Annotated in this window: 16 protein-coding genes and 3 tRNA genes; 3 read left to right on the forward strand and 16 right to left on the reverse strand. The window is 68.0% G+C overall.

All coding sequences use genetic code 11. From position 1 onward, the window contains the following. Nucleotides 1-2 precede the first annotated feature (2 nt). Both yoaA and HLB44_RS16590 read right to left on the reverse strand, forming a co-directional pair. Nucleotides 3-1997 (reverse strand): DNA repair helicase YoaA, encoded by a 1995-nt coding sequence (gene yoaA / locus HLB44_RS16585; RefSeq protein WP_425500818.1) that lies wholly within the window; start codon nt 1995-1997, stop codon nt 3-5. Next, nucleotides 1994-2215 carry a YdcH family protein gene (locus HLB44_RS16590; protein ID WP_173124504.1) on the reverse strand — a complete coding sequence of 74 codons (222 nt, stop codon included), beginning with the start codon at nt 2213-2215 and terminating at the stop codon, nt 1994-1996. Before HLB44_RS16590 ends, yoaA begins: the two co-directional genes overlap by 4 nt. A gap of 86 nt (nt 2216-2301) precedes the next feature. On the opposite strand from HLB44_RS16590, the gene HLB44_RS16595 reads away from it, so the two are divergent. Next, a complete protein-coding gene (locus tag HLB44_RS16595) occupies nt 2302-3069 on the forward strand; it encodes a PP2C family protein-serine/threonine phosphatase (protein ID WP_173124506.1) in 768 nt (255 codons plus the stop codon). A 9-nt stretch (nt 3070-3078) separates the two neighbouring features. Here HLB44_RS16595 and HLB44_RS16600 read toward each other — a convergent pair whose 3' ends face one another. The 5 genes from HLB44_RS16600 to HLB44_RS16620 form a co-directional block, all read right to left on the reverse strand. Continuing rightward, nucleotides 3079-3702, reverse strand: a complete 624-nt coding sequence (locus HLB44_RS16600) for a hypothetical protein (RefSeq protein WP_173124508.1) — start codon at nt 3700-3702, stop codon at nt 3079-3081. Between the two features lie 14 nt (nt 3703-3716). Then, nucleotides 3717-4811, reverse strand: a complete 1095-nt coding sequence (gene zapE, locus HLB44_RS16605) for a cell division protein ZapE (protein WP_173124510.1) — start codon at nt 4809-4811, stop codon at nt 3717-3719. A 1-nt stretch (nt 4812) separates the two neighbouring features. Then, on the reverse strand, nt 4813-6240 hold the full coding sequence (gene lpdA, locus HLB44_RS16610; protein ID WP_173124512.1) for a dihydrolipoyl dehydrogenase: 1428 nt from the start codon (nt 6238-6240) through the stop codon (nt 4813-4815). A 10-nt stretch (nt 6241-6250) separates the two neighbouring features. Further along, nucleotides 6251-7513, reverse strand: a complete 1263-nt coding sequence (gene odhB, locus HLB44_RS16615) for a 2-oxoglutarate dehydrogenase complex dihydrolipoyllysine-residue succinyltransferase (RefSeq protein WP_173124514.1) — start codon at nt 7511-7513, stop codon at nt 6251-6253. A gap of 77 nt (nt 7514-7590) precedes the next feature. Next, the gene (locus HLB44_RS16620) at nt 7591-10449 is read right to left on the reverse strand and encodes a 2-oxoglutarate dehydrogenase E1 component (RefSeq protein WP_173124516.1); all 2859 of its coding nucleotides are present in this window, start codon (nt 10447-10449) and stop codon (nt 7591-7593) included. Nucleotides 10450-10781: 332 nt separating this feature from the next. On the opposite strand from HLB44_RS16620, the gene HLB44_RS16625 reads away from it, so the two are divergent. Further along, nucleotides 10782-12359, forward strand: a complete 1578-nt coding sequence (locus tag HLB44_RS16625; RefSeq protein ID WP_173124518.1) for an ABC transporter substrate-binding protein — start codon at nt 10782-10784, stop codon at nt 12357-12359. A 70-nt stretch (nt 12360-12429) separates the two neighbouring features. Here HLB44_RS16625 and HLB44_RS16630 read toward each other — a convergent pair whose 3' ends face one another. The 5 genes from HLB44_RS16630 to HLB44_RS16650 are packed head-to-tail and all read right to left on the reverse strand — an operon-like array spanning nt 12430 to nt 18227. Continuing rightward, on the reverse strand, nt 12430-13677 hold the full coding sequence (locus HLB44_RS16630) for a metal-dependent hydrolase family protein (protein ID WP_173124520.1): 1248 nt from the start codon (nt 13675-13677) through the stop codon (nt 12430-12432). Nucleotides 13678-13697: 20 nt separating this feature from the next. Next, a complete protein-coding gene (locus HLB44_RS16635; RefSeq protein WP_173124523.1) occupies nt 13698-14654 on the reverse strand; it encodes a nitronate monooxygenase in 957 nt (318 codons plus the stop codon). 37 nt (nt 14655-14691) lie between these two features. Next, nucleotides 14692-16482: an acyl-CoA dehydrogenase gene (locus HLB44_RS16640; protein ID WP_173124525.1), complete on the reverse strand. Its 1791-nt coding sequence runs from the start codon at nt 16480-16482 to the stop codon at nt 14692-14694. A 55-nt stretch (nt 16483-16537) separates the two neighbouring features. After that, complete coding sequence (locus HLB44_RS16645) at nt 16538-17470, reverse strand: electron transfer flavoprotein subunit alpha/FixB family protein (RefSeq protein WP_173124527.1); 933 nt, start codon at nt 17468-17470, stop codon at nt 16538-16540. Between the two features lies 1 nt (nt 17471). Beyond that, the gene (locus HLB44_RS16650; RefSeq protein WP_173124529.1) at nt 17472-18227 is read right to left on the reverse strand and encodes an electron transfer flavoprotein subunit beta/FixA family protein; all 756 of its coding nucleotides are present in this window, start codon (nt 18225-18227) and stop codon (nt 17472-17474) included. A 52-nt stretch (nt 18228-18279) separates the two neighbouring features. On the opposite strand from HLB44_RS16650, the gene murI reads away from it, so the two are divergent. Continuing rightward, entirely contained in the window at nt 18280-19197 is a 918-nt protein-coding gene (gene murI, locus HLB44_RS16655; protein ID WP_246312313.1) for a glutamate racemase, read from the forward strand. Nucleotides 19198-19205: 8 nt separating this feature from the next. On the opposite strand, the gene HLB44_RS16660 is transcribed toward murI, so the two are convergent. The 4 genes from HLB44_RS16660 to lon form a co-directional block, all read right to left on the reverse strand. Beyond that, nucleotides 19206-19296, reverse strand: a tRNA-Leu gene (locus HLB44_RS16660). A gap of 86 nt (nt 19297-19382) precedes the next feature. Further along, nucleotides 19383-19456: transfer RNA gene (locus tag HLB44_RS16665), tRNA-Cys, on the reverse strand. Between the two features lie 72 nt (nt 19457-19528). Beyond that, nucleotides 19529-19604, reverse strand: a tRNA-Gly gene (locus HLB44_RS16670). Between the two features lie 88 nt (nt 19605-19692). Beyond that, on the reverse strand, nt 19693-22119 hold the full coding sequence (lon, locus tag HLB44_RS16675; protein ID WP_173124531.1) for an endopeptidase La: 2427 nt from the start codon (nt 22117-22119) through the stop codon (nt 19693-19695). Between the last annotated feature and the right edge of the window lie 73 nt (nt 22120-22192).

The following is a 22192-nucleotide window of genomic DNA, read 5'->3' on the forward strand; positions in this document are numbered from 1 at the left end:
GCCTAGGCCGTGTGTGACGCGGCCAGTACATCGAGCCAGGCGAGCGCGTCGTCCTCGGTGTCCAGCGTGCCCATCGGCGGCAGCGCCTGGCGCAGCTTGCGGCCGTAGCCCATCTGGCGCAGCCGCGGATCGGTGATCACCAGCAGCCCGCGATCGCTCTCGCTGCGGATCAGCCGGCCGGCGCCCTGCTTCAGCGAGATCGCCGCCTCCGACAGGAAATAGTCGTCGAACGGCGAGCGGCCCTGGCGCTCGAGCTCGCGCGTGCGCGCCTGCACCAGCGGATCGTTCGGCGGCGGGAACGGCAGCTTGTCGATGATCACGCACTGCAGCGCATCACCGGGCACGTCGATGCCCTCCCAGAAGCTCTGCGAGCCGACCAGCACGCTGCGCGGCGTGTCGAGGAAGCGCTGCAGCAGCGTGCGCTTCGGATGACTGCCCTGCACCAGCACCTGCAGGCCGTCGCCGGCGGCGGCGCTCGCCGCTTCGAGCGCCTCGGCGATCAGCGGCAGCACGCGCAAGGTCGTCGTCAGCACGAAGCTGCGGCCGCCGAGGCGGCCGGCCAGCCGGGCCGCGAGCGCACCGACCGCCGCCGGATGGCCGGGCTCGTTCGGCTTCGGGAAACGCGGCGGCACCCAGGTTCGCGCATGCGCGGCGTAGTCGAACGGACTGCCGACGCGCAGCTTGCGTGCATCCTCCAGCGCCGCGGCCTCGCAGAACCAGGCCAGCTCGTCGTCGGTGCCGAGCGTGGCCGAGGTGAAGATCCAGGCCCGCGGCGCGGCGTTGCGCTGCTCGTTGAACAGCTCGCGGATGTGCAGCGGCGACTCGATCAGGCGCGCGTCGCGCGAGCCGAGGTCGATCCAGCGCACGCGGTCCGGCGCGGTCTCGGCGACGAAGCGGTCGGCCAGGTCCTTCATCGCCTGCGCCCGCTGCAGCAGCCGCGTGAAGTCGGGCGCCACGGCCTCGACCTCGGCGAGCGCTGCGGCGGCAGCGTCGGCGGCGACGCCGAGCGAGCGCACCGCGTCGACGAACGCCGGCTGCCGGGCCCGTTCGTCCCAGCGCAGCTTGATCACGCCGCGCACCTCGCGCAGCGGTCCGGCGCAGGCCAGGCGCAGGTCGCGCGTGCCACGATCGAGCGCGCCGGCCAGCTCCTGCCACGGCGCCAGCCCGCGTGCGTGGGCCAGGCCGGCAGCGACGATGTCGCGCGCCAGGTCGAGCGCCTGGCCGGTCGCCAGCGTGGTGCCGAGGAACTGCAGGCCGGTCTCGACGAGCTGGTGCGCCTCGTCGAAGACCACCGCATCGACGGTCGGCAGCAGCTCGGCGACGCCGCTGTCGCGCAGCGAGACATCGGCGAAGAACAGGTGGTGGTTGACGACCACCAGGTCGGCGGCCATCGCTTCGCGCCGCGCCTTGACGACATGGCAGCGCTGGTACGACGGGCAATCGGTGCCGAGGCAGTTGTCGCGCGTGGAGGTCACCAGCGGGATCACCGGCGAGCGGTCGTCGAGGCCGTCGATCTCCGCCAGGTCGCCGCTGGCGGTGCCGGCGGCCCAGGTCTCGATGCGCGCCAGCGCCCGCACCGCGAAGCGGTCCGGCAAGGTCGCGCTCGACCGCGCCTGCTCCAGCCGGTGCAGGCACAGATAGCTCGCGCGGCCTTTCAGCAGCGCGATGCGCACCGGCACGCGCAGCGCATCGCGCAGCCGCGGCAGGTCGCGCAGGAAGAGCTGGTCCTGCAGGCTCTTCGTCGCCGTGCTGACCAGCGCGCGGCGCTGCGACAGCAGCAGCGGCACCAGGTAGCCGAAGGTCTTGCCGACGCCGGTGCCGGCCTCGGCGACGAGCGCGGCACGGTCTTCGATCGCCTCGGCCATCGCCTGGGCCAGGCGCTGCTGCATCGCGCGGTCGACGAAACCCGGATCGGCCTGCGCCAGCGCGCCGCCGGGCCCGAGGGCTTCCAGCGTGGCGTCGACCAGGGCGCAGCGTTCGGCCAGCGCAGGGCTCACGCAGGCTCCGGCGGATCGACTTCGCACTCGAGCCGGCTGATCATGTCGCGCAGCGCGAGCCGGCGCTTCTTCATGCGCCGCAAGCTCAGCTCGTCGACCGGCGTCTGCTCGGCCGCGCGGTCGATCAGGCTGTCGAGATCGGCATGTTCCATGCGCAGCTCGATCAATCGCCGCTGCGGCGAATGCAGGTTGTCCTCGTCTGATACGTCCGGCGCCATGATCGGGCGAGTTTATAGTCCCGAGTCATGAGCCCGCCGGGCCGCCCCAAGGGCGAATGCCGGAGGGCGGAGCCCGAAGGGTACTGATGACCGCGCCTTCCACTGCCCACCGCCTGACGGCGGCCACCGCGCTTCACCGCGGCGATCGTGCCTACCAGCAGGACCAGGTCGAGATCCTCGCCCACGGGCGCGTGCCCGGCTGCGTGCTGGCGGTGCTGGCCGACGGCATGGGCGGCAAGAGCGGCGGCCGCAAGGCCTCGGACCAGGTGGTGATGACCGCGCGCCAGATCTTCGAGCGCTACCTGCCGGCGAAGGACGATCCCGCCGAGACGCTGAAGCAGCTGGTGATGGAATCGCACCTGATGATCAAGCTGACGGCGATCACCGCCGAGGAAGAACCGCACAGCACGGTCGCCTCGTTCCTGCTCGGACCGCTGCTCGATTGCGCGGTCGCCCATGCCGGTGATTCGCGCGTGTACCACTTCCGCGGCTCCGAGATGGTCAGCCGCACGACCGACCACTCGTACGTGCAGCGGCTGATCGACGAAGGCAAGCTCAGCGAGGAACAGGCCAATGCGCACCCGCAGGCCAACCTGCTGACCGGCTGCCTCGGCACGCAGGCCGACCCGCCGCTGACGGTGACACAGATCGATGCCGTCAAGCCAGGCGACTCGCTGCTGGCCTGCAGCGACGGCCTGTGGCACTACTTCACGCCGCGCGAGCTGGGCGCCATCGTGCACGGGCTGCCGCCGCGCGAAGCAAGCGAGATGCTGGTGACCAAGGCGCGCCAGCGCGCCCGCGGCGGCGGCGACAACCTGTCGCTCGCGCTGGTGCGGGTGGACGCGATCAGCTGACGCGCATTGTCAGCGGCCCGCGCTGGCCGCCGACGGTACCGGCAGCGGCGCAGGCACGGGCTTGCGGGCGTCGCGCTCGGCATTGCGGCGGTTCACCGCGTCCCGGTGCGTCTGCACCTCCTGCTCGCGTTGCGCGCGCTCGTTGCGGCGCTGCGCGGCTTCTTCGGGCGTGACGGCCGGGCGCGGCGCGGGTGCCGAAGCGGCGGGCCGCGGCGCCAGCGGCGCGCGCGCGCCGCGCACCACCGCCGATGCGGCCGGCGCCACGGCCCGCGCATCGGCCTCGCGCGTCTTCTCGTGGATGCCGCGCAGCCGCTCCGCGGCGCGCTGCCGCCGCTGCTGGTCGTCGAGCACCGCCTGCTGCGCCGCCAGCTGCTCCAGCGTGCGGCGGCGTTCGCGGCGCGCCTCTTCGACGCAGGTGGTCACTGCGAAGCGCTCCTCGCAGGCCTTGCGGGCCGTGTCGTAGCGCGCCTCGGCGGCGCGCTTCTCGGTGGCGATGCGGGCACGCTGGCGGGCTTGATCCGACGCATTGGTTGATGCGGCCGGCGGCGGCGTCGACGCCGGCTGGGCCGCGGCCGGGAAAGAGGCCGCGCCAGCAATCAACAGTGCGAACAGGCGTCGGGTCAGCAGCGGCATCGGCCAAGCTCCGGTCAGGCGATCCGCGTATCGACATCGCGCCGCTCGAGCGCCAGGTACGCGGCCGATTGCATCTCCTGCAGCCGCGAAACCGTGCGCGGGAACTCGTGCGCGAGCGGCCCTTCGATGTACAGATGATCCGCCGGCACCGCGGCCGAGATGACCAGCTTGACGCGGCGGTCGTACAGCACGTCGACCAGCAGCGTGAAGCGCCGCGCCTCGCTGGCCAGGCGCGGCGGCATCTGCGGCACGTTCGACAGGATCACGGTGTGAAACTGCTGCGCGATCTCGAGGTAGTCGTTCTGCGAGCGCGGGCCGCCGCACAGCGTCGCGAAGTTGAACCACACGACACCGCCGGCGCGGCGCAGCGCACGCAGCTCGCGATGTTCGATGTGCAGCAGCGGGTCCTCGTCGCGCGCCTCGGCCAGCTCTTCGAAGGCGCGTTGCACCGCGGCGTCGGCCTTGTCGTCGAGCGGCCAGTGGTAGAGCTCAACCTGCTCGAGCGTGCGGCGCCGGTAGTCCACGCCGTGGTCGACGCTGATCACCTCGAGCTTGTCCTTCAACAGCGCGATCGCCGGCAGGATGCGATCACGATGCAGGCCGTGCGGGTACAGCGCATCGGGCTGGAAGTTCGAGGTCGTGACGATCGAGACGCGATTGGCAAACATGGCGTCCAGCAGCCGGTGCAGGATCATCGCATCGGTGACGTCCGAGACATGGAACTCGTCGAAACAGATGAGACGAAAGCGCCGCGCGATGCGCTTGCCGAGCTCGTCGAGCGGGTTCTGCTGGCCCTTGAGCTCCTGCAGCTCGCGGTGCACCTCGCGCATGAACTCGTGGAAGTGCAGCCGTGTCTTGCGCTTCAGCGGCACGGACTGGAAGAAGCAATCCATCAGGAAGCTCTTGCCGCGCCCGACGCCGCCGTGCATGTAGACGCCGCGCGGAATCGGCGGGCGCAGCAGGATGGACAGCACGCTGCTGCGCCGCGCCTTGTAGTCCGCCCACTCGTTCTCGCAGCGCTCGAGCGCGTCGATCGCCATCAGCTGCGCCGGGTCCGCGGTGTAGCCGCGTTCGGCGAGCGTGGCTTGAAAGAGCTGGCGGACCCCCACGTCAGAAGTTCAGCGTGCGCTTGTCGACGGCCAGCGCGGCTTCCTTGGTCGCTTCGCTCAAGCTCGGATGGGCGTGGCAGATGCGTGCGATGTCTTCGGCCGAGGCCTTGAACTCCATCGCGACGACGGCTTCCGAAATCAGCTCCGAGGCGAACGGTCCGACGATGTGCACGCCGAGGATCTCATCGCTCTTCGCGTCGGCGATGAACTTGACGAAGCCGGTCGTGTCGCCGAGCGCGCGGGCGCGGCCGTTGGCCATGAACGGGAAGCTGCCGGTCTTGTAGGCGCGGCCTTCGGCCTTCAGCTGCGCCTCGGTCTGGCCGACCCAGGCGATCTCCGGCGAGGTGTAGATGACCCACGGCACGGTGTTGAAGTTGACGTGGCCATGCTGGCCGGCGATGCGCTCCGCCACCGCGACGCCCTCTTCCTCCGCCTTGTGCGCCAGCATCGGGCCGCGCACGACATCACCCACCGCCCAGACGTTGGGCAGGTTGGTCTTGCAATCGCCGTCGACGACGATCGCGCCGCGCTCGTCGAGCTTCAGGCCCACGCCTTCCGGGTTCAGCCCGATCGTGTTCGCGACGCGGCCGATCGAGACGATCAGGCGCTCGACCGCCAGCGACACGGCCTCGCCCTTGGCATTCGTGTAGGCGACCTTGACGCCGCCCTTGCCCGACTCGACGCCGGTGATCTTGACGCCGAACTCGAACTTCAGGCCCTGCTTGACGAAGGCCTTGTGCGCTTCCTTGGCGACCTGTTCATCGGCGGCGCCGAGGAAGGCCGGCAGCGCTTCGAGAATCGTCACCTCCGACCCGAGGCGGCGCCAGACCGAGCCCATCTCGAGGCCGATCACGCCGGAGCCGACGACGCCGAGCGTCTTCGGCACCGACGGGATGCGCAGAGCGCCGTCGTTCGACAGGATGCGCTCCTCGTCGAAAGCCGCGCCGGGCAGCGCACGCGGGTTCGACCCGGTGGCCACGATCACGTGCTTGCCCACCAGCGTCTCGTTCGCGGCGCCGGCGACAGCGATCTCATAGCCGCCCTCGCCCGCTTTCACGAACGAGCCGCGGCCATGGAAGAACGTGACCTTGTTCTTCTTGAAGAGGTACAGGATGCCGTCGTTGTTCTGCTTGACGACGGTGTCCTTGCGCGCCGTCATCTTGGCGACGTCGATCGACAGGTTCGACAAGCCGATGCCGTGGTCGGCGAAGTGCTTGCCCGCGTGCTCGAAGTGCTCGGACGACTGCAGCAGCGCCTTCGACGGGATGCAGCCGACGTTGGTGCAGGTGCCGCCGGGGGCCGGACCGCCCTTGTCGTTCTTCCACTCGTCGATGCAGGCGACGTTGAAGCCGAGCTGCGCGGCGCGGATCGCCGCGATGTAGCCGCCGGGGCCGCCGCCGATGACGACGACGTCGAATGATTTGCTCATCGTGACGTCCTCAGATGTCGAACAGCAGGCGCGCCGGGTCTTCCAGCGCATCCTTCATCGCCACCAGGCCGAGCACCGCTTCGCGGCCGTCGATGATGCGGTGGTCGTAGCTCATCGCCAGGTAGTTGATCGGGCGCACGACGACCTGGCCGTTCTCGACCACCGCGCGGTCCTTGGTCGCATGCACGCCGAGGATCGCCGACTGCGGCGGGTTGATGATCGGCGTCGACAGCATCGAGCCGAAGGTGCCACCGTTGCTGATCGAGAAGGTGCCGCCGGTCAGCTCCTCGATGCCGAGCTTGCCGTCCTTGGCCTTCTGGCCGTACTCGGCGATCTTCTTCTCGATCTCGGCGAAGGTCATCTGGTCGGCATTGCGCAGGATCGGCACCACCAGGCCGCGCGGCGAGCCGACGGCGATGCCGATGTCGAAGTAACCGTGGTAGACGATGTCGGTGCCGTCGACCGACGCGTTGAGCACCGGGTACTTCTTCAGCGCCGCGACCGCCGCCTTGACGAAGAAGCTCATGAAGCCGAGCTTGACGCCGTGCTCCTTCTCGAACTTCTCCTGGAACTTCTTGCGCATCTCCATCAACGGGGCCATGTTGACCTCGTTGAAGGTGGTCAGGATCGCGTTGGTGGCCTGCGACTGCAGCAGGCGCTCTGCCACGCGGGCACGCAGGCGCGACATCGGCACGCGCTGCTCGGGGCGGTCGCCCAGGTTCGGCGCGACCGGCGCGGCGACGGTCGGCAGCGGCCTCGCAGCGGCCGGCGCGGCGGCGGGCGGGGCCACCGGGGCGGCAGCAGGCTTCGCCGCAGCGGTACCCGTGGCGAGCGCGCCGAGCACGTCGCCCTTGGTGACGCGGCCGTCCTTGCCGGTGCCGGCGACCGAGCCGGCGGCCAGGCTGTTATCGGCCATCAGCTTGGCGGCAGCCGGCATCGCGATGTCGGACTTGCTCGTGGAGGCCGGCGCCGCGGCGGGTGCCGCGGCCGCGGCGGCAGGCGCCGCCGCAGCGGGCTTGGCGCCGGCGGCGGCCTCGGTATCGATCTTCGCAATCAGCTGGTCGCTGACCACCGTGCCGCCGCTGGCCACGACGTGTTCGGCCAGCACGCCGGCGGCCGGCGCCGGCACTTCGAGCACGACCTTGTCGGTCTCGATCTCGATCACGATCTCGTCCATCGCCACGGCTTCGCCGGGCTGCTTCTTCCACTGCAGCAGGGTGGCTTCGGCCACCGATTCTGAGAGCTGCGGAACCTTGACTTCGATGATTGCCATGTCGGGTCTCTGCTTTGTTCGTTGCGCGCGCGAGCGCGCGTCGCGGCGCTCGAGCAGCCGCGACGCGATGCGAGGAGTTACTTGGTGAGGACGAAGCCCTTGAGCTTGCCGAAAGCCTGGTCGAGCAGCGCCTTCAACTGCTCCTGGTGCAGGTGGGCATAACCCACCGCCGGCGAGGCCGATGCCGGCCGGCCGGCATAACCCAGCTTCTGGCCGTCGGTCATGTTCTCGTGGATGTAGTGCTGCACGAAGAACCAGGCGCCCTGGTTCTGCGGCTCGTCCTGGCACCACACGACCTCGGTGCAGTTCGGGAAGCGCTTCATCTCGGCCGCGAAGGCCTTGTGCGGGAACGGGTAGAGCTGCTCGACGCGCATGATCGCGACGTCCCAGGCCTTCTTCTCGTCGCGCTTCCTGATCAGGTCGTAGGCGACCTTGCCCGAGCAGGCGATCACCCGCTTGACCTTGTCCGGTTCGACCTCGGTGCGGGTCGGGCCGATCACCGTCTTGAATTCGCCCTTCGTGAACTCCGACAGCGGCGAGGTCGCGTCCTTCGCGCGCAGCAGCGACTTCGGCGTCATGATCACCAGCGGCTTGCGGAACATGCGCACCATCTGGCGCCGCAGCACGTGGAAGATCTGGCTCGCCGAGGTCGGCTGCACGACCTGCATGTTGTTGTCGGCGGCCAGCTGCATGAAGCGCTCCAGGCGCGCCGAGCTGTGCTCCGGACCCTGGCCTTCGTAGCCGTGCGGCAGCATCAGCGTGATGCCGTTGGCGCGGCCCCACTTGACCTCGCCCGAGGCGATGAACTGGTCGATGACCACCTGCGCGCCGTTGACGAAGTCGCCGAACTGCGCTTCCCAGATCGTCAGCGTGTTCGGCTCGGCCGACGAGTAGCCGTATTCGAAGCCGAGCACCGCCTCTTCCGACAGGATCGAGTCGATGACGACGAACGGCGCCTGGTTGTCGGCGATGTTCTCCAGCGGCGTGTAGACGCCGGCATCCCACTTCTCGCGGTTCTGGTCGTGCAGCACCGCATGGCGGTGCGTGAACGTGCCGCGGCCGCAGTCTTCGCCCGACAGGCGCACGCCGTAGCCGGAGGCGACCAGCGAGGCATACGCGAGGTGCTCGCCCATGCCCCAGTCGACGTTCAGCTCGCCGCGGCCCATCGCCGCGCGGTCGGCCAGCACCTTCTCGACCAGCGGATGGACCTTGAAGTTCGCCGGCACCGTCGTGATGCGTTCGGCCAGGCGCTTGACCTCGGCCAGCGGCAGCGCGGTGTCGGCCGCATCGGTCCACTTCTTGCCGAGGAAGGGGGCCCAGTCGACCGCGTACTTGCTCTTGAAGTTCGTGAGCACCGGGTCGACGGTGTGCTTGCCGGCGTCGAACGCGGCGCGCAGGTCCTTGACCATCTGGTCCGGGCCCTCGGGCGGCAGCACGCCCTGCGCCACCAGCTTTTCGCCGTAGTGCCGGCGCGTGCCCGGGTGTTTGCCGATGACCTTGTACATCAGCGGCTGCGTCAGGCTCGGTGTGTCCTGCTCGTTGTGGCCAAGCTTGCGGAAGCAGATGATGTCGAGGACGACGTCCTTCTTGAACTGCTGCCGGTAGTCGAGCGCCCACTGCGTGCACAGGACCACGGCTTCGGGATCGTCGCCGTTCACGTGCAGCACCGGCGCTTCGATCATCTTGACGACGTCGGTGCAGTACAGCGTCGAGCGCGCATCGCGCGGGTCGCTGGTGGTGAAGCCGATCTGGTTGTTGATCACCAGGTGCACCGTGCCGCCGGTGAAGTAGCCGCGCGTCTGCGCCAGCGCCAGCGTTTCCATCACGACGCCCTGGCCGGCGAAGGCCGCGTCGCCGTGCACCAGCACCGGCAGCACCTGGTCGCCTTGCGCGTCGCCGCGACGGTCCATGCGCGCCTTCACCGAGCCCTCGACGACCGGGTTGACGATCTCCAGGTGCGACGGGTTGAACGCCAGGCTGATGTGCACCGGGCCGCCGGCGGTCGAGATGTCGCTCGAGAAGCCCTGGTGGTACTTGACGTCGCCGGCAGGCAGGTGCTCGGGCGCGGTGTGCTCGAACTCGGCGAACAGGTCCTTCGGCATCTTGCCGAGCGTGTTCACCAGCACGTTCAGGCGGCCGCGGTGGGCCATGCCGATGACGATCTCCTGCACGCCCTTGGCGCCAGCGCGCTGCACGACCTCGTCCATCGAGGCGATGAAGCTCTCGCCGCCCTCGAGCGAGAAGCGCTTCTGGCCGACGTACTTCGTGTGCAGGAAGCGCTCGAGGCCCTCGGCGGCGGTCAGGCGATCGAGGATGTGCTTCTTCTCGTCCGCGCTGAAGTTCGGCTTGCTGCGCACGGACTCGACGCGCTCCTGCCACCAGCGCTTCTCGGTCGGATCGGTCACATGCATGAACTCCGGACCGATCGTGCCGCAGTACGTTTCCCGCAAGGCCTGCACGATCTCGCGCAGGGTCATGTTCTCGGCCTTGGAGAAGTAGGTGTTCGCCGCGCTGAAAGTGATGTCCATGTCACTTTCGGTCAGGTCGTAGAACGCCGGCTCCAGCTCGGGGATCTTCGGACGCTCGGTGCGCTTGAGCGGATCGAGGTCGGCCCAGCGCGAGCCGAGGAAGCGGTAGGCGGCGATCAGCGACTGGACATGGACCTGCTTGCGCGCGACCGCCAGGTCGGCGGAGCTGGTCTTGAGCGCAAAGGCGTTGGCCTTGGCCCGCTGGGCGAAGGATTCGACGACCGGTGCATGGGCGACGTCGCGGCTGTCGGTGCCGTCGGTCGCGGGCACGTTCTGCAGGTTGTCGAAGTAGGCGCGCCAGTTGTCCGGCACGCTGCCCGGGTTGTCGAGGTAGGCCTCGTAGAGTTCCTCGACATACGGGGCATTGCCCCCGAACAGGTACGAGTTGGACCTGTGCTGCTGCATCATCGCTCGCTCACCTTTGGCCCCGGTTTCCGGGACTCACGATGGGTTGAAAACCTTCCGCGTTCCCGGCTCGACCGGTTGGCGGATTGCGACCCGCCTTGACTGGCACATACCAGCAAGGGGACGGGAAGGACCTGAAGTCTCGGGCGCGACTGTACCACCGGTGTAACCAATGCCCGTGCGTAGTCCCACTCATGCCGCCGTGGCCGCCAAGCGACACCACGTGACACCTGCGCGACACATCGGCGACAGCGCGCCCACGGGCTTCTCCGGTGACGCCATGTCTAGACGAGCGACTAGCATTCCTGCTTTCCGTCTCCACAGGAGCTGTTTCGATGAATCCCAAGGTCATGCTGGCCACAGCCGCCGTGCTGGGTAGCCTTGCCCTGACGCCGGTACAGGCGACAACGCTGCGCTGGGCAGCGCAGAACGACATCCTCACGCTCGATCCGCACTCGCAGAACCACGCGACGACGAACGCGATCCTGATGCACTCCTACGAGGGCCTGACCCGCTACTCGGCCAAGTACGAGGTCGAGCCGGGGTTGGCGACGAAGTGGACCTACATCTCGCCGACGCAGGTGCGCTTCGAGCTGCGCAAGGGCGTGAAATTCCACGACGGCTCGCCGTTCACCGCCGACGACGTCGTTTTCACCTTCGGCCGCATCAAGCAGCCGCAGGGCACGATGCAGATCTACGTGACCGGCATCAACGAGGTCAAGAAGATCGATGACTACACCGTCGACCTGATCCTCGCCGCGCCGAATCCGATCCTGCTGCGCAACATCATCGACTTCCGGATGATGAGCAAGATCTGGGCGGAGAAGAACCGCACGACCAACGTGCAGGACTACAAGGCCAAGGAAGAGAACTTCGCGTCGCGCAACGTCAACGGCACCGGTCCCTACCAGATCCTCGGCTGGTCGCCGGATCAGCGCGTGACGATGAAGGTCAACCCGAACTGGTGGGACAAGGCCAACCTGGGCAACGTCACCGAAGTCGTCTTCACGCCGATCAAGTCGGACTCGACCCGCGTCGCCGCGCTGATGGCCGGCGACGTCGACATGCTGACCGACCTGCCGACGCAGGACGTCGCCAAGCTGCGCCAGGACTCGAAGCTGAAGATCGTCGACGGCCCCGAGGTGCGCACGATCTTCATCGCGCTCGATCAGGGCAGCGACGAGCTGAAGTACGCCAGCGTCAAGGGCAAGAACCCGTTCAAGGACAAGCGCGTGCGCGAGGCGCTGTCGATTGCCATCGACCGCGAGGCGATCAAGCGCAACATCATGCGCGGGCTGTCGATCCCGGCCGGCGTGATGGTGGCACCGGGCGTCAACGGCAATACGCCGGACATCGACGTCGCGCCGAAGCCCGATGCGGAACGTGCGAAGAAGCTGCTCGCCGAAGCCGGCTACCCCGACGGCTTCGAGTTCCAGCTGAACTGTCCGAACAACCGCTACGTCAATGACGAGGAAATCTGCCAGGCCCTGATGTCGATGTGGGCCCGCATCGGGATCAAGAACAAGCTGATCGCCGAGCCGATGGCGCAGCACAGCCTGAAGTTCCAGAACTTCGACGCGTCGGCCTACATGCTGGGCTGGGGCGTCGCCACCTACGACGCGCAGTACATGCTGCAGTCGCTGGTGCGCACGAAGACGAGTGGCGCCGACGGCAACTTCAACTTCAACAAGATCAGCGACGCCAAGATCGACCAGCTGGTCGATGCGATGAAGACCGAGACCGACCTGCCCAAGCGCAACGCGATGATCAAGGAAGCGCTGCTGCGCACCCGCGACGAGCACCTGCTGCTGCAACTGCACCACCAGATGCGGCCGTGGGCGATGAAGGCCGGCGTGTCGACCGTGCACCGTTCGGATGACCGGCCGGAGGCGCGCTTCACGTCGGTGAAGTGAACGCCTGAGCTGTGCCGCAGTACGAAGGGGCCCCGCGGGGCCCCTTTTTCTTGCCGGACGCCGCAGCCTTTCAGTCCGTCAGGCTGCTGCGCACCGTGCGCCCGCCCTGCATCACCAGTCGGATGCCCTCGTCGGGCCGCGTCAGCATCGACAGCTCTTTCGTCGGATCGCCGTCGACGATCAGGAGGTCGGCCCAGGCGCCGGCGCGCAGCTCGCCGATGCGGCCTTCCTGGCGCAGCAGGCGGGCGGCGACGATCGTCGCGCTCTGCAGCGCCTCCACGGCGTCCATCGCCTGCAGCCGCAGGTCGAACTCGCCGTTCTGGCGCGCATGCATGTGGCCCAGCAGGTCGGTGCCGAAGACGACCGGCACGCCTTCGGCACGCGCGAAACGCACCGCGTCGATGCCGCGCGACTTCACGCGCTCGAGCTTCTCCAGCATCGCCGGCGACCAGCCGAGGCGCTCGCCCTCGTCGGCCAGCGCGGCATAGGTCGACAGCGTCGGCACGAGGAATGCGCCGTGTTCCTTCATCACCCGCGCGGTCGCTTCGTCGATCAGGTTGCCGTGTTCGATCGAGCGCACGCCGGCCTGCACCGCCCGCGTCACCGCGCGCGGCGAGTAGGCATGGGCCATCGCGTAGAGGTTGGCCGCCTCGGCTTCCTCGCAGGCCGCGCGCAATTCGTCGAGCGAGAACTGCGTGCCTTCGAGCGGATCGGTGGGGCTCGAGATGCCGCCGCCGGCCATGATCTTGATCTGGTTCGCGCCATTGCGGACCTGCTCGCGCACCGCGCGCCGGACTTCGCCGACGCCATCGGCAATCGCACCGATGAGCCCGATGCCCGCGCAAGAGCAGAACATCTCGCGGCTGCGCACGCCCTTGGGCCGCATGTCGGCATGGCCACCTGTCTGCGAGATCGGGAAGCCGGCAATCGATAGCCGCGGGCCCTCGAACAACCCGCGCTGCACCGCTTCCTGCAGCCCGTAATCGGCGCCGGCCGCATCGCGCACCGACGTGAAGCCGCGGTGCAGCATCTCGCGCATGATGCGCGTGCTCTCGGCGACCAGCAGCGAGGGCACCTGCTGCGTCAGCCCGATCAGATCGTGCGACGAGGCGACGACGTGCACGTGCGCATCGATCAGCCCCGGCAGCACGACGCGGCCGCCGGCATCGATGACCCGCGCGTCGTCGACCTGGATCGGCTCGGCGCTGACCGCCGCGATGGCATCGTCCTCGATGACGATGCGCGAGGGCGGCCCGATGACGCCCTTCGCGGCGTCGAAGGGCCGGGCGTTGACGATGACCTGGCGGAGCGTTCGCATCCGCCGATTGTCAGCCGAAGTCAGCCGATCGCCAGCCGGCGCCGCGCTTCGTCGTACTCGCGCTTCAGCCGCGCGATCAGCTCGCGCGCCGGCAGCACGGCCCCGACCGCGCCGATGCCCTGGCCGCAACCCCAGATGTCCTTCCAGGCCTTCTTCGCCTCGCCGCCGCCGAAGCTCATCTTGCTCGGGTCGCTCTCGGGCAGGTTGTCGGGGTCGAGACCGGCGTTGACGATCGAGCCGCGCAGGTAGTTGCCGTGCACGCCGGTGAACAGGCTGCTGTAGACGATGTCGTCGCTGGTCGACTCGACGATCATCTGCTTGTAGCCTTCTGTCGCGCGCGCTTCCTCGGTGGCAATGAAGGCCGAGCCGATGTACGCGAAGTCCGCGCCCATCGCCTGCGCCGCGAGCACCGCGCCGCCGCTGGCGATGCTGCCCGACAAAGCGAGCGGCCCGTCGAACCACTGGCGGATCTCCTGCACCAGCGCGAACGGGCTGCGCGTGCCGGCATGGCCGCCGGCACCGGCGGCCACCGCGATCAGGCCGTCGGCGCCCTTCTCGATCGCCTTCTTCGCGAACTTGTTGTTGATGATGTCGTGCAGCACGACACCGCCCCAGCCGTGCACCGCATCATTGATGTCGGTGCGCGCGCCGAGGCTGGTGATCACGATCGGCACCTTGTAGCGGGCGCAGACCTCCATGTCGTGCTCGAGCCGCTCGTTGGTCTTGTGCACGATCTGGTTGATCGCGAACGGCGCGGACTTCTGCTCCGGATGGTCGCGATCCCAGGCGGCCAGCGTCTCGGTGATCTCGGCCAGCCATTCATCGACCAGCGACGCCGGCCGCGCATTCAGTGCCGGCATCGAGCCGACGACGCCGGCCTTGCACTGCTCGATCACGAGCTTGGGGTTGCTGACGATGAACAGCGGCGAGCCGATGATCGGCAGCGGCAGGTTGGCAAGGACGGGTGGCAGCGGCACGGCTCGACTCCGGAGTGTGGTCGTGATGGTGGTGCAATCAGAAGGCTTCGACTGCCATCTCGGTGACACCGGCGGCACCGTCGACGATGCTGTCGCGCAGGCCCGGCACCTTGCTGAGGATGTGGTCGGCGTAGAAACGCGCGGTGGTGATCTTCGCGCGCATGAAGTCGGCGTCGACGTCGTCTGCCAGCCGGTCCTCGGCGGCGATCAGCGCACGCGCCATCTGCCAGCCGCCGACCAGGTTGCCGGCCAGCAGCAGGTAGGGCACGCTGCCGGCGAACGCGGCGTTCGGGCTCGCCTTGGTCTGGCCGGCGATGAAGCCGACGACATCGACGAAGGCCTGCCGCGCGGCCGCCAGGCGCTTGAGCATCGCGCGCGCGGCGACGCTGTCGCGGCCCGCCAGCGCCCGCTCGGTGGCCTCGATCTGGCCGGCGACCGCGCGCGCCATCGCACCGCCGTCGCGTGCCGTCTTGCGGCCCACCAGGTCGTTGGCCTGGATCGCCGTCGTGCCCTCGTAGATCGTCAGGATCTTGGCGTCGCGCAGGTGCTGCGCCGCGCCGGTCTCCTCGATGAAGCCCATGCCGCCATGCACCTGCACGCCGAGCGACGCGACGTCCAGGCTCATCTCGGTGGAGAAGCCCTTGACCAGCGGCACCATGAACTCGTAGAAGGCCTGGTTCTGCTTGCGCACGTCGGCATCCGGGTGCGCATGGGCGGCGTCGAATGCGGCGGCGGCGACCAGCGCCATCGCGCGGCAGCCTTCGACGTGGGCGCGCATCGTCATCAGCATGCGCTTGACGTCGGGGTGGTGGATGATCGCCGCCGCAGCGGGCAGCGAGCCGTCGACCGGCCGGCTCTGCACGCGGTCGCGCGCATAGGCCACCGCCTGCTGATACGCCCGCTCGGCGACCGCGATGCCCTGCACGCCGACGCCGAAGCGCGCGGCATTCATCATCACGAACATGTACTCGAGGCCGCGGTTCTCCTGGCCGATGACATACCCGATCGCGCCGCCGTGGTCACCGTACTGCAGCACGGCGGTCGGGCTCGCCTTGATGCCGAGCTTGTGCTCGATCGATACGCAGTGCACGTCGTTGCGCGCGCCGAGCGAACCATCGGCGTTGAGCAGGAACTTCGGCACGATGAACAGCGAGATGCCCTTGACGCCTTCCGGCGCACCGACGACACGCGCCAGCACCAGGTGCACGATGTTCTCGGCCAGGTCGTGCTCACCGTAGGTGATGAAGATCTTGGTGCCGAAGATCTTGTAGCTGCCGTCGGGCTGCGGCTCGGCCCGCGTGCGCACCATCGACAGGTCCGAGCCCGCCTGCGGCTCGGTCAGGTTCATCGAGCCGGTCCACGTGCCATCGACCATCTTCGGGATGTAGGTCGTCTTCTGCTCGTCGCTGCCGGCGGTCAGCAGCGCCTCGATGGCGCCGTCGGTCAGCAGCGGGCACAGCGCGAAGCTCAGGTTCGCGCTGTTGACCATCTCGGCGCAAGCGGCATGGATCAGCTTCGGCAGCCCCTGGCCGCCGAGCTCGACCGGATGCTGCAGCCCCTGCCAGCCGCCGTCGGCGAACTGGCGGAACGCCTGCTTGAAACCGGGCGTCGTGCGCACCTCGCCGTTCGCGAAGCTCGACGGGTTCAGGTCCCCGGGGCGGTTCAGCGGCGCGATCACGTCCTCGTTGAGCTTCGCGCACTCTTCCAGCACGGCGGCGGCGGTGTCGTAGCCGGCCTCCGCGTGACCGGGCAACTGCGCGACGGCATCGATGCCGGCCAGTTCCTTCATCACGAACAGCATGTCCTTGACCGGGGCGCGATAGCTCATGAAACCTTCTCCGGATAAAAAAAGGGCGCCACCTCGGCGCCCTGGATTGCTTGGATCAGAGCGCGTTGACCAGCTCCGGCACCGCGGTGAACAGATCCGCTTCCAGCCCGTAGTCGGCGACGCTGAAGATCGGCGCTTCGGGATCCTTGTTGATCGCGACGATCACCTTCGAATCCTTCATGCCGGCCAGGTGCTGGATCGCGCCGGAGATGCCGCAGGCGATGTACAGCGTCGGCGCGACGATCTTGCCGGTCTGGCCGACCTGCCAGTCGTTCGGTGCATAACCCGCATCGACAGCGGCCCGGCTGGCGCCGAGTGCGGCGCCGAGCTTGTCCGCCAGCGGCGTCAGCACCTCGTTGAACTTGTCCGACGAGCCCATCGCGCGGCCGCCCGAGACGATGATCTTCGCGGCGGTCAGCTCGGGCCGGTCGCTCTTGGCGATCTCGCTGCCGACGAAGGCGCTCTTGCCGCTGTCGGCCACCGCGGCGATCGATTCGATCGCCGCGCTGCCGCCGCTGGCCGCCGCGGCATCGAAGCCGGTCGTGCGCACGGTCAGCACCTTCGTCGCATCGGCCGACTGCACCGTCGCGATCGCGTTGCCGGCATAGATCGGGCGCTCGAAGGTGTCGGCGCTGACCACCTTGGTGACGTCGCTCAGTTGCGCGACGTCGAGCTTCGCGGCGACACGCGGCGCGACGTTCTTGCCGTGCGCGGTGGCCGGGAACAGCAGGTGCGCGTAGTTCGACGCGATCGCCAGCACCTGCGCCGCGACGTTCTCGGCGAGCTGCTCGGCGAGGCTGGCGCCATCGGCATGCAGCACCTTCGTGACGCCGGCGATCTGCGCCGCCGCCTGTGCGGCGCCGGCGGCGTTGTGGCCGGCGATGAGCACGTGAACGTCGCCGCCGCAAGCGGCAGCGGCCGTCACGGTATTCAGCGTCGCGCCCTTGAGCGTGCCGTGGTCGTGTTCAGCAATGACGAGTGCAGCCATCTCAGATCACCTTCGCTTCGTTCTTCAGCTTGGCGACCAGCGTCGCCACGTCCGCCACCTTCACGCCCGCGCCGCGCTTGGGCGGCTCGCTGACCTTCAGCGTCTTGATGCGCGGCGTGACGTCGACACCGAGGTCCGCCGGCTTCAGCGTCTCCATCGGCTTCTTCTTCGCCTTCATGATGTTCGGCAGCGTCACGTAGCGCGGCTCGTTCAGGCGCAGGTCGGTGGTGATGACCGCCGGGATCGACAGCGAGATCGTCTCCAGGCCGCCATCGATTTCACGCGTTACTTTCGCCTTGCCATCGGCGATCTCGACCTTGCTGGCGAAGGTGGCCTGCGGCAGGTCGGCCAGCGCGGCGAGCATCTGGCCGGTCTGGTTGCAATCGTCGTCGATCGCCTGCTTGCCCAGGATCACCAGGCCCGGCTGCTCCTTGTCGACCAGCGCCTTCAACAGCTTGGCGACGGCCAGCGGCTGCAGGTCCAGGTCGGCCGGCGTCTCGACGAGGATCGCGCGGTCGGCGCCGATCGCCATCGCGGTGCGCAGCGTCTCCTGGCATTGCGTGACGCCGCAGGACACGGCGATGACTTCGGTGACGACGCCCTTCTCCTTCAGCCGCACGGCCTCTTCGACGGCAATCTCGTCGAACGGGTTCATGCTCATCTTGACGTTGGCGATGTCGACCCCCGTGCCGTCGGACTTCACGCGAACTTTCACGTTGTAGTCGACGACGCGCTTGACGGGTACCAGTACCTTCATGTCGCGTGGCTCCTGCGAGTTGAATTGACGTTTACGTAAACCGAAGAATTCTATGCCGCCGGGTTGCCGGGCGACCGACAAAATCGAACGATCGTTCTATTTTAGGTGCTCGGCTGCGCGCGGCTGTCATCCAGGTGACCGTTGCGGGCCACCTCTACACTGCGCGCGGATGACCGCCCGCCCCTCCCCCTCACCGCAGATCGGCGTGTTCGATTCCGGCGTCGGTGGGTTGTCGGTGTTGCGGGGCCTGCGCCGCCGGCTGCCGGATTGCGCGATCAGCTACCTTGCCGACAACCGCCACCTGCCCTACGGCGCGAAGTCGCCCGAGTGGCTGGTGGAACGCTGTGCAACGCTGACGCAGGTCCTGGTCAGCCAAGGCAGCGCGCTGGTGCTCGTCGCCTGCAATACCGCGACCACCCACACCATCGCCGCGTTGCGCCAGCGCTGGCCATCGTTGCCGTTCGTCGGCGTCGAACCCGGCGTCAAGCCGGCCATCGCGGCCAGCCGTTCACGCCGCATCGCCGTGCTGGCGACCGAAGCGACGTTGCAAAGCGAGCGCATGCGCTCGTTGGTCGGGACGCACGGTGCGGATGCGGAGGTTCACTTGCTCGCCTGTCCGGGCCTGGCCGATGCCATCGAGCGGGCCGCGGACGATGCGCTCGAAACGCTGATCGAAGACGCTTGCGCGCGCATCGAGGCGACCCAGGCCGACACGGTGGTGCTCGGCTGCACGCACTACCCATTGATCGCGGATCGCATCGCCAGGCGGCTCGGGCCCGGCGTAGCGCTGGTCGACACGGCGGAAGCCGTGTGCCGGCGCGTCGAGTCGCTGTTGCCGGTCCGCATCGGCGCGCAAGCCGAACCGCGTGGCGCGCTCTCGATCGCGGCCAGTGGTGATGTCGAATTGGTGGCGCGCGCCGCGCGGCGTTGGCTGGACGAGCCGGTCACGGTCGCGCATAGCGCGGTCTGAGCGACGAGTGGTGCCCGGAGCGGGGCTCGAACCCGCATGCCCCGATCAAAGGGCGGCGGATTTTAAGTCCGCTGCGTCTGCCGATTTCGCCATCCGGGCGCTGCGCGTGAGCCGCCGCGCGCATTATGGAGGCCGAAGCAAAAGGGCCTCACCGATCGGTGAGGCCCTTGTTGGCGTGATGTTCCTGGAGGCGCGACCCGGAGTCGAACCGGGCTGAACGGATTTGCAATCCGGTGCATAACCGCTTTGCTATCGCGCCACGGACCGGCAAGAGGAACGCCGGGCATTCTGACAAAAAAGGGAAGCGGTCAGCTTCCCTTTTCGATGAATGTGGAGCGGGAGACGAGTCTCGAACTCGCGACCTCAACCTTGGCAAGGTTGCGCTCTACCAACTGAGCTACTCCCGCATTGTTTCGCTGTTCATTGCTGTTCAGCGAAGCTCGCAGTATATACCGTAATTTCGCCGCCCAGCAAGCGGAGCGGCGAAAACGGCCATCAATGCGGCAGCGCGTCGCCGGTGGCCGCGGGCGCTGCGACTTCGGGTTTCGGCGCTTCGACCTTCGCCGCCGGATCATCCTCAGGCAGCTCCGCAGGCATCGTTTCGAGCGCCTTCTCGAGCACCCGCTCGATCCATCGCACCGGCACGATCTCGAGGCTGTTCTTGACGTTCTCGGGGATGTCCTGCAGGTCCTTGACGTTCTCTTCCGGGATCAGCACCGTCTTGATGCCGCCACGATGCGCCGCCAGCAGCTTCTCCTTCAGGCCGCCGATCGCGGTGACCTCGCCGCGCAGCGTGATCTCGCCCGTCATCGCGACATCGGCGCGCACCGGAATGCCGGTCAACGCCGAGACGAAGGCGGTCGTCATCGCGATGCCCGCGCTCGGGCCATCCTTCGGCGTCGCGCCATCGGGCACGTGGATGTGGACGTCGCGCTTCTCGAACAGTTCGTCCTTGATGCCCAGGCGCCGCGAGCGGCTGCGCACCACCGAACGGGCCGCCTCGACCGATTCCTTCATCACGTCGCCGAGCGAGCCGGTGCGGATCGTGCCGCCCTTGCCAGGCATCGTCGCCGCCTCGATCGTCAGCAGGTCGCCGCCGACCTCGGTCCAGGCCAGACCCACGACCTGGCCGACCTGGTTCTTCTTCTCGGCACGGCCGAAGTCGAACTTGCGCACACCCAGGTAGTCGTTGAGGTTGTCCTCGGTGACGACCACCTTGCCTTCGGTCTGCTTGAGCTGGATGCCCTTGACGGTCTTGCGGCAGATCTTCGAGATCTCGCGTTCGAGCGAGCGCACACCGGCCTCGCGCGTGTAGTAGCGGATGATCCCGCGGATCGCGGACTCGGTGACTTCCATCTCCTCGTCCTTGACGCCGTTGTTCTTCTGCTGCTTCGGCATCAGGTAGCGCTGGGCGATGCTGACCTTCTCGTCCTCGGTGTAGCCCGACAGGCGGATCACTTCCATCCGGTCCAGCAGCGCCGGCGGGATGTTCATCGAGTTCGACGTCGCGACGAACATCACGTCGGACAGATCGAAGTCGACCTCGACGTAGTGGTCGCTGAAGGTGTGGTTCTGCTCGGGATCGAGCACCTCGAGCAGCGCCGACGACGGATCGCCGCGGAAGTCCATGCCGAGCTTGTCGATCTCGTCGAGCAGGAACAGCGGGTTGCGCACGCCGACCTTGGTCAGGCTCTGCAGCACCTTGCCCGGCATCGAGCCGATGTAGGTGCGGCGGTGGCCGCGGATCTCGGCCTCGTCACGCACGCCGCCGAGCGCCATGCGCACGAACTTGCGACCGGTCGCCCGCGCGACCGATTGGCCGAGCGAGGTCTTGCCGACCCCCGGGGGGCCGACCAGGCACAGGATCGGCGCCTTGACCTTGTCGACGCGCTGCTGCACCGCGAGGTACTCGAGGATGCGTTCCTTGACCTTCTCGAGGCCGTAGTGGTCTTCGTTGAGCACCTGCTCGGCCAGCGGCAGGTCGTGCTTGATCTTGCTCTTCTTGCTCCACGGCAGGCCGATCAGCGTGTCGATGAAGTTGCGCACGACGGTGGCCTCGGCCGACATCGGCGACATCAGCTTGAGCTTCTTCAGCTCGCCATCGGCCTTCTTGCGCGCTTCCTTGCTCATGCGCGCGGCCTTGATCTTCTTCTCGAGCTCTTCGAGGTCGGCACCTTCCTCGCCGTCGCCAAGCTCCTTCTGGATCGCCTTGACCTGTTCGTTCAGGTAGTACTCGCGCTGGCTCTTCTCCATCTGGCGCTTGACGCGGCCGCGGATGCGCTTTTCGACCTGCAGGATGTCGACTTCGTGCTCGAGCAGCTCGAGCAGCTTCTCCAGCCGCTTGGCGACCTCGAACAGATCGAGCACCGACTGCTTGGCTTCGAGCTTCAGCGGCAGGTGCGCCGCGATCGTGTCGGCCAGGCGGCCCGGGTCATCGATGCCGGCGATCGAGGTCAGGATCTCGGGCGGGATCTTCTTGTTCAGCTTGACGTACTGGTCGAACTGCTGCGTGACCGCACGGCGCAGGGCCTCGACTTCCGGCGAGGTGATGCCGGCCGGCTGAACCGGTGCGACCTCGGCGGTGAAGTGCTCGCCGTTGTCGTGGATCTCGCGCGTCTCGGCGCGCTGCACGCCTTCGACCAGCACCTTCACCGTGCCGTCGGGAAGCTTGAGCATCTGCAGGATGCTCGAGACACAGCCGATCTCGAACATGTCCTCCGGCTTGGGCTCGTCCTTGCCGGCGGCCTTCTGCGCGACCAGCATGATCTGGCGACCGGCTTCCATCGCGGCTTCGAGCGCCTTGATCGACTTCGGCCGGCCGACGAACAGCGGAATAACCATGTGCGGGAACACGACCACGTCGCGCAGCGGCAGCAGCGGCAGCGTGATCGGATCGGGCGGGAGAACGGGATGTCCTGACATGGAGAAACCTCTCTTTCTCGGACCGACATGGGGACCGAGCAATCGAATGCAAGGGAGGTGCGACGGGCTGGGT

The organism is Pseudaquabacterium terrae, assembly GCF_013266755.1.
GTDB classification, from domain to species: Bacteria; Pseudomonadota; Gammaproteobacteria; order Burkholderiales; family Burkholderiaceae_C; genus Pseudaquabacterium; species Pseudaquabacterium terrae.